The organism is Pseudomonas sp. SCPG-7, assembly GCF_002156405.1.
Classification (GTDB): domain Bacteria; phylum Pseudomonadota; class Gammaproteobacteria; order Pseudomonadales; family Pseudomonadaceae; genus Aquipseudomonas; species Aquipseudomonas parakoreensis.
In genome coordinates this window covers 902,290-917,036 of the sequence record NZ_MVOO01000001.1, presented here as the reverse complement: position 1 = coordinate 917,036, position 14,747 = coordinate 902,290, and the positions used below count along the sequence as shown (strand labels likewise).

Here is a 14,747-nt window from a genome sequence, read left to right as displayed (position 1 = left end):
AAAGCTCTGTGCTTATTCCACTTTCTTAAACAGCTGACTGCCACACCGCGAGCAAAACGCCGCGCTGTGTTCATGGCTGCTTTTCTTGCACACCGGGCAGTCGTGTTGCAGCTGTTCGCCGCGCATGGCGTTGGCCAGTTCTGCGGTGAAGATCCCGGTGGGCACGGCGATGATCGAGTAACCGGTAATCATCACCAGCGAGGAAATCACCTGGCCCAGCGGGGTTTTCGGCACGATGTCGCCGAAGCCGACGGTGGTCAGGGTCACGATAGCCCAATAGATGCCTTTGGGGATGCTGGTGAAGCCGTGTTCCGGACCTTCGATCACGTACATCAGGGTGCCGAACACCGTCACCAGCGTGCAGACGCTGACCAGGAACACCACGATCTTCTGCTTGCTGCCGCGCAGCGCCGACATCAAATAGTTGGCTTGCTTGAGGTACGGGCTGAGCTTGAGTACGCGGAAGATCCGCAGCATCCGAATGATCCGGATGATCAGCAGGTACTGCGCATCGCTGTAATAAAGCGCCAGGATCCCCGGCACGATCGCCAGCAGATCCACCAGTCCGTAGAAACTGAAGGCGTAGCGCAACGGCTTCGGTGAGCAATACAGGCGCAGGATGTATTCACCGAGAAAAATGACCGTGAAACCCCACTCGATGTAGGCCAGCACATCGGCGTAGTTCTGGTGAATGCTGTCGATGCTGTCGAGCATCACCACCACCAGGCTGGCAAGGATGATCAACAGCAAGGTGCCGTCGAAGCGCCGCCCGGCGAGGGTGTCGCTCTGGAAAATCATCACGTAAAGCCGTTCACGCCAACTGTTGCTGCTGTCCATGGATAACGCCTGAATTGAAGATCAGCGCAGCCTAGGTTGATTGTCCCCCTGTGCGCAAGGCGTGGCGTCGACGGCCGCTTTACCGAGCATCTGGATCCCGGCACGGATCAGCCAGCCGGCGAGGATGAACGGCGCGGTCAGCGTCGCCAGACCGAGAGCGGCGAACAGCGGGGTGACCAGCAGCGCCAGGACGATGCCCAGCAGCGGCAGCCACGGTTGTTGACGCTGTGAACTGAAGGCGAGGGCGGCGAGCACCGCGTTGTAACTGCCCAGTCCCAGCAACGCTGCAGCGGTTTCGTGGTGCAGCAGGCTGGAGGCGAGACCGATGGCCGACGCCAGCACTGCCCAGCAGAACGCCCGACGATCGGCGATCAACAGACCGATGCCGATCAACGCGCCGGCCAGCGGATGACCGAGGAACATCACCTGACCCAGTCCACGCAGTTCAGCGGCGAGCAGGTTCAGCGTGGTCATCTCGATGTGAGTCATCGGCGCAGACGGTTCGGCGAACAACAGTAACACCCAGCTCATTGCTACAAACGGTGAGGTGTAGGCCGGTATCGATCGGCTGCGGTACACGTGTTTGAGCCATTGCTGAGTGACCATCGCACTGAGGCCACCGGCCGCCAGAATCAGCGGCGGCAGCATCGGCGACCACGGGAAATACAGGCTGAGCACCAAGCCAAGCAGCACGCCGTTGTAACTGAACAATCCGGCCTGACGATCCGCCTTGGCATAGTTGCGCCGTTGCGCGGTGAGCAGGCCGGCGACTGCACCGAGCAGCGCGCCGGCAAACAGCACCGGCGCAGTGAGCAGGATCGCCAGCAGGCACAACAGGCCGCACAGCGGATGGCGCTGGAGGAATATCTGACTGAAACCGTTGAGCAAAGCCTCGGCCCAGTCGGGGCAGTGGGTGTTGAAATGATTGGCAGGCATGTTGAATAAATCTGGGCAGTGGGACAATCAAAAGGTCTTGCCAATAACTGTGGCGAGGGAGCTTGCTCCCGCTGGGGCGCGTAGCGGCCCCAACAAGGGTTAATGCGGTTCTTCTGTGAAAACCGTCATGCCCTAAAAGCGACGACTGCTGCGCAGCCGAGCGGGAGCAAGCTCCCTCGCCACAGGTTTTGTGTCGCTAGTCAGATCAGCGTTTCGATCCGCAGTGAGTTGGTCGATCCCGGCTGCCCGAACGGCACACCGGCGGTGATCAGCAACGTATCGCCACGCTCGGCCATGCCTTGCGCCTGGGCGATTTCCAGCGCCGTCGAACACACCTCATCGACCTGACGCAGGCGATCGTTGACCACCGAATGAATCCCCCACGCCACGCTCAAGCGCCGCGCGGTCTGCAGGTTCGGCGTCAGGTTGAGGATCGGCGCTTTCGGTCGTTCCCGTGCCGCGCGCAACGTCGAAGCGCCCGATTCGCTGTAGTTGACCAGCACCGCCACCGGCAGCACGTTGCTGATGCGGCGGATCGCGCAACTGATCGCATCGGACACCGTTGCCTCGGCTTTCGGTCGGCTGACGTCGAGTTGAGTCTGATAGTCCGGACCGTTTTCCACCTGGCGAATGATCTTGCTCATCATCTGCACGGCTTCCAGCGGGTATTCACCGGAGGCGGTTTCGGCCGACAGCATCACCGCATCCGCGCCTTCAGCCACAGCATTCGCCACGTCAGTGACTTCGGCGCGGGTCGGGGCCGGGGAGAAACGCATCGATTCGAGCATCTGCGTCGCCACCACCACCGGTTTGCCGAGTTCGCGGCAGGTGCTGATGATGTTTTTCTGGATCTGCGGCACGCTTTCCGCCGGCACTTCCACGCCGAGGTCGCCGCGAGCGACCATGATCGCGTCGCTCAGTTGGGCGATTTCGCGCAGTTGCTCAACCGCTGACGGCTTCTCGATTTTCGCCATCAGAAAGGCCTTGTCGCCGATCAGTTCGCGGGCTTCGAGAATGTCTTGCGGGCGTTGCACGAACGACAGCGCCACCCAGTCCACACCCAGTTCCAGACCGAAGCTCAGGTCGCGGCGATCCTTGGCCGTCAGTGGGCTGAGGTCGAGCACCGCTTGCGGCACGTTCACCCCTTTGCGGTCCGACAGTTCGCCGCCGGCGAGCACGGTGGTGTCGATCGCGTCGGTGTATTTTGTGACCACGCGCAGGCGCAGCTTGCCGTCATCCAGCAGCAGATCCATGCCCGCTTCGAGCGCGGCGATGATCTCCGGGTGCGGCAGGTTCACGCGGCGCTCATCACCGGGTGTGGCGTCCAGATCGAGGCGGAAGGCCTGACCGCGATGCAGCTGCACCTTGCCGTCGGCGAACTTGCCGACGCGCAGTTTCGGCCCCTGCAAGTCCATCAGGATCCCCAGCGGATAGTTGAGCTGGCGCTCGACCTCGCGGATCCACTGATAGCGCTTGGCGTGGTCGGCGTGATCACCGTGGCTGAAGTTCAGGCGGAAGATGTTGACCCCGGCCTCGACCAGCTCACGGATGTCTTCGATGCCATCGACGGCAGGTCCGAGGGTGGCGAGGATTTTGACCTTTTTATCAGGCGTCATGATTTGCAGTTCTCAAGGATCAGGATGGCGCGGAAGTCGTTGACGTTAGTGCGGGTCGGCTCGGTGACGATCAGCGCATCGAGCGCCTCGAAGTAGCCGTAACCGTTGTTGTTATCCAGCTCGTCGCTGGCGCTCAAACCGAGGGCGGCGGCGCGGGCGTAGCTGTCCGGGGTCATGATTGCGCCGGCGTTGTCTTCCGAGCCGTCGATGCCGTCGGTGTCGCCGGCCAGCGCGTAGACGCCGGGCTGGCCCTTGAGGCTGTCAGTGAGGCTCAAGAGGAATTCGGCGTTGCGTCCGCCGCGACCATTGCCGCGCACGGTCACCGTGGTTTCACCGCCGGAGAGAATCACGCAAGGCGCAGCCAGTGGTTGACCATGGTTGATGATCTGCCGAGCGATGCCAGCATGGACTTTCGCCACTTCGCGGGACTCACCTTCGAGGTCGCCAAGGATCAGCGTGCTGAAACCGGCCTGACGGCATTTCACCGCCGCCGCATCCAGCGATTGCTGCGGGCGCGCGATCAGCTGGAAATGACTGCGGGCCAGGCTCGGGTCGCCGGGTTTGACGGTTTCCGATTCCGCGCTTTGCAGCCAAGTGCGCACGGACGCCGGGACTTCGATGCCGTAGCGCTTGAGGATCGCCAGCGCTTCGGCCGAGGTGCTCGGGTCGGCCACGGTCGGGCCCGAGGCGATGACCGTGGCGAGGTCGCCCGGTACATCGGAAATCGCGTAGGTATACACAGTGGCAGGCCAGCAGGCCTTACCGAGGCGGCCGCCCTTGATCGCCGAGAGGTGCTTGCGCACGCAGTTCATTTCGCCGATGGTCGCGCCGGATTTGAGCAGGGCTTTGTTGATCGACTGCTTGTCCGCCAGGGTGATGCCTTCAGCCGGCAGGGCGAGCAGGGCAGAGCCGCCACCGGACAGCAGGAAGATCACGCGGTCGTCTTCAGTCAGATTGCTGACCAGTTCCAGCACGCGTTTGGCCACGGCCAGGCCGGCAGCGTCCGGTACCGGGTGCGCGGCTTCGACCACTTCGATTTTTTCGCACGGGGCGCCGTGACCGTAACGGGTCACTACCAGGCCCGAGACTTCTCCCTGCCAGCTGCGCTCGACCACTTGTGCCATGGCAGCGGCGGCTTTGCCGGCGCCGATGACGATCACCCGACCCGTGCGATCGGCAGGCAGATGGGCTTCGAGGACCTGGTTCGGATGGGCCGCGTCGATGGCTGTGGCAAACAGCTCACGCAGCAGTTGTTGCGGATCGACCGACATGGCGGGCTCCCGGAATTCTTGTTATTGGGATGGAACGACAACGGTGCAGCGACGCGATCCTTGTGGGAGCTGGCTTGCCAGCGATTCAGGCGCCGCGGTCATTCAGGCAGACCGAGTCGATGCCATCGCGGGCAAGCCCGCTCCCACAGGGAGCGAGCCAGAAGCGCAGATTACTTCTTGTCGCGAATCGAGAAGTTGGCCATGTGTTCCAGACCCTTGATCAGCGCCGAGTGGTCCCAGTTGCTGCCACCGATCGCCGCGCAGGTGCTGAACACTTGCTGGGCGTTGGCGGTGTTCGGCAGGTTGATGTTCAGCTCCTTGGCGCCTTGCAGGGCCAGGTTCAGGTCTTTCTGGTGCAGGCTGATGCGGAAGCCTGGATCGAAAGTGCCCTTGATCATGCGCTCGCCGTGCACTTCGAGGATCTTCGACGAAGCGAAACCGCCCATCAGTGCTTCACGCACCTTGGCTGGATCGGCACCGTTTTTCGAGGCGAACAGCAGGGCTTCAGCGACAGCCTGAATGTTCAGCGCGACGATGATCTGGTTCGCCACTTTGGCGGTCTGACCGTCGCCATTGCCACCGACCAGAGTGATGTTCTTGCCCATGGCCTGAAACAGCGGCAGCGCGCGTTCAAAGGCATCGGCGTCGCCACCGACCATGATGCTCAGGGTCGCGGCCTTGGCGCCGACTTCACCGCCGGATACCGGGGCGTCGAGGTACTGCGCGCCTTTTTCGTTGATCTTCGCGGCGAAGGCCTTGGTGGCGGTCGGCGAGATCGAGCTCATGTCGATCACCACTTTGCCTTTGCCGATACCAGCCGCGACGCCGTCGGCGCGGAACAGCACGTCGTCGACCTGCGGGGTATCCGGCACCATGACGATGATGAATTCAGCTTCCTGCGCGACTTCGCGCGGGTTGGCCAGGGCGACGGCGCCAGCGGCGACCAGATCGGCCGGAGCGGCGTCGTGGTGCGCCGACAGGAACAGGCTGTGACCGGCTTTCTGCAGGTTCGAAGCCATTGGGTGGCCCATGATGCCGGTGCCGATAAATCCGATTTTAGCCATGAGAAAATCCTCTTGTTTTTGTGTAGCCAAATAATGTGCCGAACACACTTTGTGGCGAGGGAGCTTGCTCCCGCTGGGGGGCGAAGCACCCCCAAAACCAGCCACTGTGGTGTGTCAGACAAAATCGGTTTGCAGGATTTACGACTGCTTTGCAGCCGAGCGGGAGCAAGCTCCCTCGCCACAAGGGTTTTGTGGTGTTCTTAGATTGCGTTATGAGTTTTCAGCCAGCCGAGGCCCGCTTCAGTGGTGGTCAGCGGCTTGTACTCGCAACCCACCCAACCCTGATAACCAATCCGATCCAGGTGTTCGAACAGGAAGCGGTAGTTGATCTCGCCGGTGCCCGGCTCGTTGCGCCCCGGGTTGTCCGCGAGCTGCACATGGTTGATCTCGCCCAGGTGCGATTGCAGGGTACGGGCCAGATCGCCTTCCATGATTTGCATGTGATAGATGTCGTATTGCAGGAACAGATTGGCGCTGCCAACTTGCTCGCGAATCGACAGGGCTTGCGCCGTGTTGTTCAGGTAGAAACCCGGGATGTCGCGGGTGTTGATCGCTTCCATCACCAGTTTGATACCCGCCGCCTGCAGCTTGTCGGCGGCGTACTTGAGGTTGGCGACGAAGGTCTTTTCCACAGTGGCATCGTCGACGCCTTGCGGGCGGATACCGGCCAGGCAGTTGACCTGGGTGTTGCCCAGCACTTGCGCGTAGGCAATCGCCAGATCGACCCCGGCACGGAACTCTTCAACCCGATCCGGCAGGCAGGCGATACCGCGCTCGCCCTTGGCCCAGTCACCGGCCGGCAGGTTGAACAGCACTTGGGTCAGCCCGTTGGCCTCGAGCTTTGCCTTGATTTCGGCAGAGCTGAAGTCGTACGGGAACAGGTATTCCACACCACTGAAACCGGCCTTGGCGGCGGCGTCGAAACGGACAAGGAAATCCTGTTCGGTGAACAGCATGGACAGGTTGGCTGCGAAACGCGGCATGGTGGTCTCCCGTAAATCTTGTGAGGTCCCCCTTGTGGGAGCGAGCCTGTGTGGCGAGGGAGCTTGCTCCCGCTGGGGCGCGAAGCGACCCCAAAAGCTTTACGACTGCTTCGCAGCCGAGCGGGAGCAAGCTCCCTCGCCACATGGCTTGCTCCCACAGTGGGAGCGGTCAGCAGTTAGTCGAGCAGCGAAATCGCCGTTGGCGCGTCGTTGCCGACCAGCGCCAGGTCTTCGAATTCGTTGACGGCGTTGATCTCGGTCCCCATGGAGATGTTGGTCACACGCTCCAGGATGATTTCGACGATCACCGGCACCTTGAACTCTTCGATCAGCTCTTCGGCCTTGCGCAGGGCAGGGGCGATGTCCGCCGGTTCGAACACACGCAGCGCTTTACAGCCCAGGCCTTCGGCGACTGCGACGTGGTCGACACCGTAACCGTTGAGTTCCGGCGCGTTCAGGTTATCGAAGGACAGCTGCACGCAGTAGTCCATTTCGAACCCGCGCTGGGCCTGACGGATCAGGCCCAGGTACGAGTTGTTCACCACGACGTGGATGTAAGGCAGTTTGAACTGAGCGCCGACCGCCAGCTCCTCGATCATGAACTGGAAGTCATAGTCCCCCGACAGGGCCACGACTTTACGGTTCGGATCGGCCTTGACCACGCCCAGCGCTGCCGGAATGGTCCAGCCCAACGGCCCGGCCTGGCCGCAGTTGATCCAGTGACGCGGCTTGTAGACGTGCAGGAACTGCACGCCGGCAATCTGCGACAGACCAATGGTGCTGACGTAGCAGGTGTCTTTGCCGAACACCTGGTTCATTTCTTCGTAAACGCGTTGCGGCTTGACCGGCACGTTGTCGAAGTGGGTCTTGCGCTGCAGGCTGGCCTTGCGCTGCTGGCAATCCTGCAGCCAGGCACTGCGGTTTTTCAGCTTGCCGGCGGCTTGCCATTCGCGGGCGACTTCGATGAACACGGTCAGCGCCGCAGCAGCGTCGGACACGATACCCAGGTCCGGGGTGAACACACGGCCGATCTGCGTGCCTTCGATGTCAACGTGAATGAACTTGCGACCTTCGGTGTAGACGTCGACCGAACCGGTGTGACGGTTGGCCCAGCGGTTACCGATGCCCAGCACCACATCGGATTTGAGCATCGTGGCATTGCCGTAACGGTGCGACGTCTGCAGACCAACCATGCCGACCATCAGCGGGTGATCGTCAGGAATGGTGCCCCAGCCCATCAGGGTCGGGATCACCGGAATACCGGTCAGCTCGGCGAACTCCACCAGCAAATCGCTGCCGTCGGCGTTGATGATGCCGCCACCGGCTACCAGCAATGGACGCTCGGCCTGATCCAGCAGCGCCAGAGCCTTTTCGACCTGAACGCGGCTCGCGGTCGGTTTGGCCAGCGGCAGTGGCTGGTAGGCGTCGATGTCGAATTCGATTTCAGCCATCTGCACGTCGAACGGCAGGTCGATCAGCACCGGGCCTGGACGGCCGGAGCGCATTTCGTAGAAGGCTTTCTGGAACGCGTAAGGCACCTGGCCCGGCTCCAGAACGGTGGTCGCCCACTTGGTGACGGGCTTGACGATGCTGGTGATATCGACCGCCTGGAAGTCTTCCTTGTGCATACGGGCGCGGGGTGCCTGGCCGGTGATGCAGAGGATCGGGATCGAGTCGGCCGAGGCGCTGTAGAGCCCGGTGACCATGTCGGTACCGGCCGGGCCGGACGTACCGATGCACACGCCGATGTTGCCGGCCTTGGTGCGGGTGTACCCCTCGGCCATGTGCGACGCGCCTTCGACGTGGCGAGCGAGGACGTGATCGATGCCACCGACTTTTTTCAGTGCGGAGTACAGCGGGTTGATCGCTGCACCCGGAATGCCAAAAGCGGTATCAACCCCTTCACGGCGCATCACCAGAACGGCGGCTTCGATTGCTCTCATTTTGCTCATGGTTTTGTGCCTCTTTACGTTTTGTAATTGTATACAAGTGGCTTTGCGCAGAGTGTATTCACGGCGGACGGCGCAGGTCAATCCATTTTCTCAAGCGCCTGTTTCATTCGTCGGAAGCCATTTTTACTGTGGCTTTTCGTCGCATGTGGCGCTTTTCGAGAATTATTGTATACAAAAAATAACTCATTGTGTTCTATTTGTGGCATCGGGCTGCGGCACAACCGCGCAGCTCCACGACTTTCCCAATAACAAAATGAGGACGGCACCATGAGCGCTTTAACCTTGAAAGTCGCAGTCAACCTGGTCAACGAAGCCATCAGCACCGGGCGCGGGATCAACGCCGCGCCGCTGACCATCGCGGTACTCGATACCGGCGGCCACCTGATCACCCTGCAACGCGAAGACGGCGCCAGCCTGCTGCGCCCGAACATCGCCATCGGCAAAGCCTGGGGCGCCATCGCCCTGGGCAAGGGCTCACGCCTGCTGGCGCTGGACGCCCAACAACGCCCGGCCTTCATCGCCGCACTCAACAGCATGGGCCAGGGCAGCGTCGTCCCGGCCCCGGGCGGCGTGTTGATTCGTGATCAGGCGGGGAATGTGCTGGGCGCGATCGGCATCAGCGGCGATCTGTCGGATATTGATGAGCAGGTGGCGATCAAAGCGGTGGAGGCGCTGGATTTGCGGGCGGATGCGGGGGTGGCGGCTTGATCTTTAGCGGCTGATCGAAAGTCATCGCTGGCAAGCCAGCTCCCACAAGGTTTTGTATTGGGCAACGATTTGTGATCGACACAAAGCTCTGTGGGAGCTGGCTTGCCAGCGATGGCGGCCTGTCTGACACATCAAGAAAAAAGACCACACCAATCAAACAGATCATTGAGGTCTAGCCTTCTGATGAACTCATCATGAAGGGGCAATGGATTGCCTGATCTTCCCGCTTCACATCGTCTGCGAACCGGCCGCTATGCCGAGCCCAATCGCATCTATCTACTGACAACCAATACACTTGATCGCGAGCCGATCTTTGCTGACTTCGCTTTGGGCAGATTGGTCGTTCGTCGATTTCGGCGGGCACAAGAGCTTGGATTGGCAAAGTCACTGGCGTGGGTGGTCATGCCGGATCATTTTCATTGGCTCGTTGTGCTGGAAAACTGTTCGCTCAGAAGGCTGATGGGTGAAACCAAGTCGCTGATAACCAGAGAAGTGAATTTATCCATCGGCCGTAGCGGGCCGCTTTGGCAGCAGGGTTTTCATGACCGTGCATTGAGGCGGGAAGATGATCTGGTGAAGATGGCGCGCTATGTGGTGGCCAATCCATTGCGGGCAGGATTGGTCGAAAGGCTAGGTGATTATCCGCTGTGGGATGCTATCTGGGTTTGAATTGATACCGAGCTGCCGCCATCGCTGGCAAGCCAGCTCCCACAGGTTCTTGTGTTGAACACAAACTTTGCGAACGAAACAGATCCTTGTGGGAGCTGGCTTGCCAGCGATAGGGTCACCGCGGTCTATCAGTCCGGCTCGCACCCTTTCAACACCAACCGGATAATCGTCTGCGCCGCCGCCTCGTAATCCGCCTCGTCCAGCTTGTCCTTGCCGGTAACTGCAGAGATCTGCCAGTCGAAGTCGGCGTAGGTCTGGGTCGCGGCCCAGATGCTGAACATCAGGTGGTTGGGGTCGATCGGGGCGATCTGGCCACGGTCGATCCAGCTCTGGATGCAGTCGATGTTGTGCTTGGCCTGGCTGTTGAGCTGCTCGACCAGGTCGGCGCTCAGGTGCGGGGCGCCGTGCATGATTTCGCTGGCGAACACCTTGGAGGCGAAGGGCAGGTCGCGGGAGATGCGGATCTTCGAGCGGATGTAGCCGCTGAGCACTTCGCTCGGCACGCCGTCCGGGTTGAACGGGGTCGAGGCCTGCAGGATCGGCACGATGATGCTTTCCAGCACCTCGCGGTAGAGGTTTTCCTTGGACTTGAAGTAGTAGTAGACGTTGGGCTTGGGCAATCCTGCCTTGGCGGCGATGTCGCTGGTTTTGGTCGCAGCGAAGCCCTTGTCGGCGAATTCCTCACTGGCGGCACGCAGGATCAGTTCTTTGTTGCGCTCGCGGATTGTGCTCATAAACCCGGTGGTTCCTTGCCTGTTCTGGCGGTTGCGCATGGTAGCACCGGCCTCGCGCATGGCTCAAGAATGCCCCGTGTGGCCCGCAGTCGCGGTATGCTGCGCGGCATTATTCACATAAGGAAACACGATTCATGGCAGGAAGCAGTTTGCTGGTGCTGATCGACGATATTGCCACCGTTCTGGATGATGTGGCGTTGATGAGCAAAATGGCCGCGAAGAAGACCGCCGGGGTACTCGGCGATGATCTGGCGCTCAATGCCCAGCAAGTCTCCGGCGTGCGCGCCGAGCGGGAAATTCCCGTGGTCTGGGCAGTGGCCAAGGGCTCGTTCGTCAATAAACTGATTCTGGTGCCGTCGGCGCTGGCGATCAGCGCATTTGTGCCGTGGCTGGTGACGCCGCTGTTGATGGTCGGCGGCGCGTACCTGTGTTTTGAAGGTTTCGAGAAACTCGCGCACAAGTTCCTGCACAGCAAGGCCGAAGATGATGCCAACCACGCGCAACTGAGCGCGGCGGTGGCCGAGCCGACCACCGATCTGGTGGCCTACGAGAAGGACAAGATCAAAGGCGCAATCCGCACCGACTTTATCCTCTCGGCGGAAATCATCGCCATCACCCTCGGCACCGTGGCCGACGCTTCGCTGACTCAGCAAGTGATCGTGATGTCGGGCATCGCCATCGTCATGACCGTGGGCGTTTATGGTCTGGTGGCCGGCATCGTCAAGCTCGACGACCTGGGCCTGTGGCTGACCCGGAAATCGGGTGCAGCAGCAAAAAGCATTGGCAACGCGATCCTGCGCGCCGCGCCGTACATGATGAAAGGCCTGTCGGTGATCGGCACGGCGGCGATGTTCCTGGTCGGTGGCGGCATCCTCACCCACGGTATTCCGGTGGTGCATCACTGGATTGAAAGTGTCGGTGCAGCGGCTGGCAGTGCCGGGTTTGCCGTGCCTGTGTTGCTCAATGGCGTAGCGGGGATTATCGCGGGCGCGGCAGTGCTGGCGGTGGTGTCGGCGGTTGGCAAGATCTGGCGCGCGATCAAAGGCTGAACACAACAACCCTGTGGGAGCGGGCTTGCCCGCGAATGCGGTGTGCCAGTCGAAGAATATGCTGACTGATTCACCGCATTCGCGAGCAAGCTCGCTCCCACAGTTTGATCCTGGTTGTGCCATGAAAAAGGGCCATTCGACTCGCATCGAATGGCCCTTTTTTCGTTGCCGCTGAAGCTACTCGGCAATCTGCAGCTTGCGCGACTCGGTGTAGACGTAGCGCACTTTCTCGTACTCGAACGGCGAGTTCATCTGGCCGTAGCGGAAGTTGGTCTGGTAGCGCTTGTCGACTGCACGCAGGGCCCAGATTTCCGGGTGGTTTTCGCTGACTTTCGACACGTTCAGGTAGTTGATCGCCGATTCGGCGGTGTAGTCCACGGCCAGGCCGGCGGTGTCGCGGATGTTCGACGGGCCGAGAATCGGCAACACGAAGTAGGCGCCGCCCGGTACGCCGTAGAAACCCAGGGTCTGACCGAAGTCTTCGCTCTGGCGCGGCAGGCCCATGGCGGTCGCCGGGTCCCACAGGCCGGCAATGCCGATGGTGGTGTTGAGCAACAGGCGCGCGGTGGTTTCCATCGAGCGCTTGCCCTTGAACTGCAGCAGGCTGTTGACCAGGTTTGGCACGTCGCCGAGGTTGTTGAAGAAGTTGCTCACTCCGGTGCGCAGGAAGCTTGGCGTCACGTAGCGATAACCGTCGACCACCGGCAGGAACACCCATTGGTCGAAGCGGTAATTGAAGTGGTAGACGCGGCGGTTCCATGACTCAAGCGGGTCATAGACGTTGAGCGCGTTGAGTGTCGAGCGTTCGAACTCACGCTGGTCCAGCCCCGGGTTGAACTTGAGTTTGGACAGCGGCTCCTTGAAGCCGTCGCTGTCGACCACCACTGGCGCGTTGGCTTTGCTGTTGTCGGCCTGGGCCACGCCTGCACTGAGGAGCGCTGCAATCAGCAGGAGATATTTAGCCACGGAAGAACTCCAGCATGGCGTCGCTGTTGACGCGGTAGTTAAGGTTGCCGCAATGGCCGCCCAGTGGGTAAACAGTCAGGCGATCGCCGAAGGTCTTGCGCAGGAAACCCAGGTCGCCAGGGCCGAGAATCACGTCGTCAGCGTTGTGCATGACGGCGATTTTCGGGCTGTCGTGCAGGTAATCCTTGAGCGCGTACAGGCTGACCTGGTCGATCAGTTGCAACAGACTGCCGCCGTCGGTACGGGCGCGCCACATCGGGATCACCTGTTCGGTCAGGTAGCAGTCGAAGTCGCATTGCAGCGCACGCTTGAGAAACGGCGTGAGGCTGGTGCCTTCGGTGATCGGGAATTTCGGCGGGGTGATCAGGCCACGACGGTTGATCAGGTCGGAGGTGAAGGCAATGTCGGCGGCCGAGAAGCGGAACGAGGTGCCGATCAGCATCGCCATCTGCTCGTTGGTCAGGTGCTGTTTGGACTGCTGGAAGTCGTAGAGCAGGGCGTCGTTGAGGTCGATGTAGCCTTTCTGCTGGAAGTAGCGGGTCAGCTTGTTCAGCACCAGTTCATAGAAAGTGGTGCTGTTGTTGATGCCCTTCACCTCGGTCTGCACCAGCTTGTCGAGGTTGCTGATGGACGTGTAGAGGTTGACCGGCGGGTTGAGCAGCAGGACTTTCTTGAAGTTGAAACTGCGTCGGGTCTCGTCCAGGTGGGCGACGAACGCGGCATCCAGCGCGCCGAGGCTGTAGCCGCTGAGGTAGTACTCGGTGACCGGCAGTTTCGGATGTTGCGCGCGCACGGCTTGCATCACCCGGTACATGTCTTCGGCGTCTTCCTTGGTGATGCCCGGGGTGGCAAAGCGTGAAGCGGCGCTGATGAAGTCGAAGCTGGTTGGCGACGACAACTGCACGACGTTGTAGCCGGCCTTGTAATAAAGCTTTTTCAGGTATTCATTGAGCGAACTGTCATAACGCGCACCGGTGCCGGCGATCAGGAAGATCAGCGGCGCCGGTTTGTCCTGCTCGGCGATACGGTAGGTGAGTTTTTTCACCGGCCAGAAGTTGTCCGGGAGGATGAAGGCCCGTTCCGGGCGCAGGGTGATGCTGTGGTCGGACTGATTGATCTCGTCGTTCGACGGCAATTCTGGACGCAGGTCCGGTGGCGTGGTGGCGATGGTCGCCTCGAACGGGTTGGTCAGGGGATAGCCATAACTGGCGGCATCGATATCCACCGCCAGTGCGGACGCACTCAGAATAAGGCCGCTGAAGAGCGCGGCGAAGCGCAAGGAACGGAGCATGACTGGATCCCTTAAAGGAAGGTGCCGAATGAAGTTCGCAGGCTATGACCACCGGGCTTGCGCCAAAGTGCCATGCCTCGGCACCAAACAGGCAGAATTCGGAGTAATAGTAGCTGGACGATACACTCTGCAAGGCGCGGATGACCAGTTAACAGTTGTTAGTGCTTGCCAATGCGTGCGGGCAGATTAAGCTGGCCGCCGATTTCGTTGATTGGAGATATTCATGTCCCGCCGCTTGCCCGTGATTCTGCTGCTCGTGCTGTTGCCGCTGTGGCTGGCCGCCAGTTATGGCGCGCGTTATGGCTTCATGGAGGATGGGCAGTGGGTCGGCATCTGCGTCGATGAGGCGAGCCGCTGGGAATGCACGGTGCGTTCGAACCTGGGGCTGATGATTCACTTCAAGGTGTTGGGCTGGACCGCGCTGGGTGCGGCGCTGCTGGGTTTTGTGCTGCCGGGGCGGGCAGGGTGGTGGCTGGCGGTGCTGGCGCTGGTGTTCGGGTTGCCGGCGCTGGCGTTGTACAACACGACGCTGGCGGTGTTTGCGGTGGTGATTGCCGGATTGCGGCTGGTCCGGGCATCCCGCAGCGCCTGACAGAAAAAGATCGCAGCCTTCGGCAGCTCCTACAAGGGGCAGTGAACCCTGTAGGAGCTGCCGAAGGCTGCGATCTTTT

The 14,747-nt window shown here is 60.9% G+C and carries 14 protein-coding genes; 4 read left to right on the top strand and 10 right to left on the bottom strand.

Annotation, left to right across the window (positions count from 1 at the left end):
- Positions 1-12: 12 nt before the first annotated feature.
- The 7 genes from B1722_RS04160 to gcl form a co-directional block, all read right to left on the bottom strand.
- Entirely contained in the window at positions 13-837 is an 825-nt protein-coding gene (locus B1722_RS04160; protein ID WP_086791480.1) for an ion transporter, read from the bottom strand.
- A 21-nt stretch (positions 838-858) separates the two neighbouring features.
- A complete protein-coding gene (locus B1722_RS04155) occupies positions 859-1,773 on the bottom strand; it encodes an urea transporter (RefSeq protein WP_086791478.1) in 915 nt (304 codons plus the stop codon).
- Positions 1,774-1,973: 200 nt separating this feature from the next.
- Positions 1,974-3,389 carry a pyruvate kinase gene (pyk, locus tag B1722_RS04150; RefSeq protein ID WP_086791476.1) on the bottom strand — a complete coding sequence of 472 codons (1,416 nt, stop codon included), beginning with the start codon at positions 3,387-3,389 and terminating at the stop codon, positions 1,974-1,976.
- Positions 3,386-4,660 carry a glycerate kinase gene (locus B1722_RS04145; protein ID WP_086791474.1) on the bottom strand — a complete coding sequence of 425 codons (1,275 nt, stop codon included), beginning with the start codon at positions 4,658-4,660 and terminating at the stop codon, positions 3,386-3,388. The genes pyk and B1722_RS04145 overlap by 4 nt, the downstream gene beginning before the upstream one ends.
- A gap of 170 nt (positions 4,661-4,830) precedes the next feature.
- Positions 4,831-5,724: a 2-hydroxy-3-oxopropionate reductase gene (locus tag B1722_RS04140; protein WP_047292610.1), complete on the bottom strand. Its 894-nt coding sequence runs from the start codon at positions 5,722-5,724 to the stop codon at positions 4,831-4,833.
- A gap of 200 nt (positions 5,725-5,924) precedes the next feature.
- Positions 5,925-6,707 (bottom strand): hydroxypyruvate isomerase, encoded by a 783-nt coding sequence (gene hyi / locus B1722_RS04135; RefSeq protein WP_086791472.1) that lies wholly within the window; start codon positions 6,705-6,707, stop codon positions 5,925-5,927.
- 176 nt (positions 6,708-6,883) lie between these two features.
- Positions 6,884-8,659 (bottom strand): glyoxylate carboligase, encoded by a 1,776-nt coding sequence (gene gcl, locus B1722_RS04130; protein WP_086791470.1) that lies wholly within the window; start codon positions 8,657-8,659, stop codon positions 6,884-6,886.
- A 267-nt stretch (positions 8,660-8,926) separates the two neighbouring features.
- Here gcl and B1722_RS04125 point away from each other — a divergent pair, with 267 nt between their 5' ends.
- Complete coding sequence (locus B1722_RS04125; RefSeq protein WP_027613943.1) at positions 8,927-9,367, top strand: heme-binding protein; 441 nt, start codon at positions 8,927-8,929, stop codon at positions 9,365-9,367.
- Positions 9,368-9,577: 210 nt separating this feature from the next.
- On the top strand, positions 9,578-10,036 hold the full coding sequence (locus B1722_RS04120) for a transposase (protein ID WP_041072899.1): 459 nt from the start codon (positions 9,578-9,580) through the stop codon (positions 10,034-10,036).
- A gap of 128 nt (positions 10,037-10,164) precedes the next feature.
- Here B1722_RS04120 and B1722_RS04115 read toward each other — a convergent pair whose 3' ends face one another.
- Complete coding sequence (locus B1722_RS04115; protein WP_007969638.1) at positions 10,165-10,770, bottom strand: TetR/AcrR family transcriptional regulator; 606 nt, start codon at positions 10,768-10,770, stop codon at positions 10,165-10,167.
- Between the two features lie 134 nt (positions 10,771-10,904).
- Between B1722_RS04115 and B1722_RS04110 the strand changes: the two genes are divergently transcribed.
- The gene (locus B1722_RS04110; protein WP_086791468.1) at positions 10,905-11,819 is read left to right on the top strand and encodes a DUF808 domain-containing protein; all 915 of its coding nucleotides are present in this window, start codon (positions 10,905-10,907) and stop codon (positions 11,817-11,819) included.
- A gap of 177 nt (positions 11,820-11,996) precedes the next feature.
- Here B1722_RS04110 and B1722_RS04105 read toward each other — a convergent pair whose 3' ends face one another.
- A complete protein-coding gene (locus tag B1722_RS04105; protein ID WP_041072896.1) occupies positions 11,997-12,785 on the bottom strand; it encodes a VacJ family lipoprotein in 789 nt (262 codons plus the stop codon).
- Positions 12,778-14,076, bottom strand: a complete 1,299-nt coding sequence (locus B1722_RS04100; protein WP_041072894.1) for a serine/threonine protein kinase — start codon at positions 14,074-14,076, stop codon at positions 12,778-12,780. Before B1722_RS04100 ends, B1722_RS04105 begins: the two co-directional genes overlap by 8 nt.
- Before the next feature lie 223 nt (positions 14,077-14,299).
- Between B1722_RS04100 and B1722_RS04095 the strand changes: the two genes are divergently transcribed.
- The gene (locus B1722_RS04095; RefSeq protein ID WP_041072892.1) at positions 14,300-14,668 is read left to right on the top strand and encodes a hypothetical protein; all 369 of its coding nucleotides are present in this window, start codon (positions 14,300-14,302) and stop codon (positions 14,666-14,668) included.
- Positions 14,669-14,747: the final 79 nt, after the last annotated feature.

What these genes read in the sequence shown, in the direction of transcription:
- B1722_RS04160 (WP_086791480.1), bottom strand. Translation starts at nt 837, where the DNA reads ATGGACAGCAGCAACAGTTGGCGTGAACGGCTTTACGTGATGATTTTC.
- B1722_RS04155 (WP_086791478.1), bottom strand. Translation starts at nt 1,773, where the DNA reads ATGCCTGCCAATCATTTCAACACCCACTGCCCCGACTGGGCCGAGGCT.
- pyk (WP_086791476.1), bottom strand. Translation starts at nt 3,389, where the DNA reads ATGACGCCTGATAAAAAGGTCAAAATCCTCGCCACCCTCGGACCTGCC.
- B1722_RS04145 (WP_086791474.1), bottom strand. Translation starts at nt 4,660, where the DNA reads ATGTCGGTCGATCCGCAACAACTGCTGCGTGAGCTGTTTGCCACAGCC.
- B1722_RS04140 (WP_047292610.1), bottom strand. Translation starts at nt 5,724, where the DNA reads ATGGCTAAAATCGGATTTATCGGCACCGGCATCATGGGCCACCCAATG.
- hyi (WP_086791472.1), bottom strand. Translation starts at nt 6,707, where the DNA reads ATGCCGCGTTTCGCAGCCAACCTGTCCATGCTGTTCACCGAACAGGAT.
- gcl (WP_086791470.1), bottom strand. Translation starts at nt 8,659, where the DNA reads ATGAGCAAAATGAGAGCAATCGAAGCCGCCGTTCTGGTGATGCGCCGT.
- B1722_RS04125 (WP_027613943.1), top strand. Translation starts at nt 8,927, where the DNA reads ATGAGCGCTTTAACCTTGAAAGTCGCAGTCAACCTGGTCAACGAAGCC.
- B1722_RS04115 (WP_007969638.1), bottom strand. Translation starts at nt 10,770, where the DNA reads ATGAGCACAATCCGCGAGCGCAACAAAGAACTGATCCTGCGTGCCGCC.
- B1722_RS04110 (WP_086791468.1), top strand. Translation starts at nt 10,905, where the DNA reads ATGGCAGGAAGCAGTTTGCTGGTGCTGATCGACGATATTGCCACCGTT.
- B1722_RS04100 (WP_041072894.1), bottom strand. Translation starts at nt 14,076, where the DNA reads ATGCTCCGTTCCTTGCGCTTCGCCGCGCTCTTCAGCGGCCTTATTCTG.
- B1722_RS04095 (WP_041072892.1), top strand. Translation starts at nt 14,300, where the DNA reads ATGTCCCGCCGCTTGCCCGTGATTCTGCTGCTCGTGCTGTTGCCGCTG.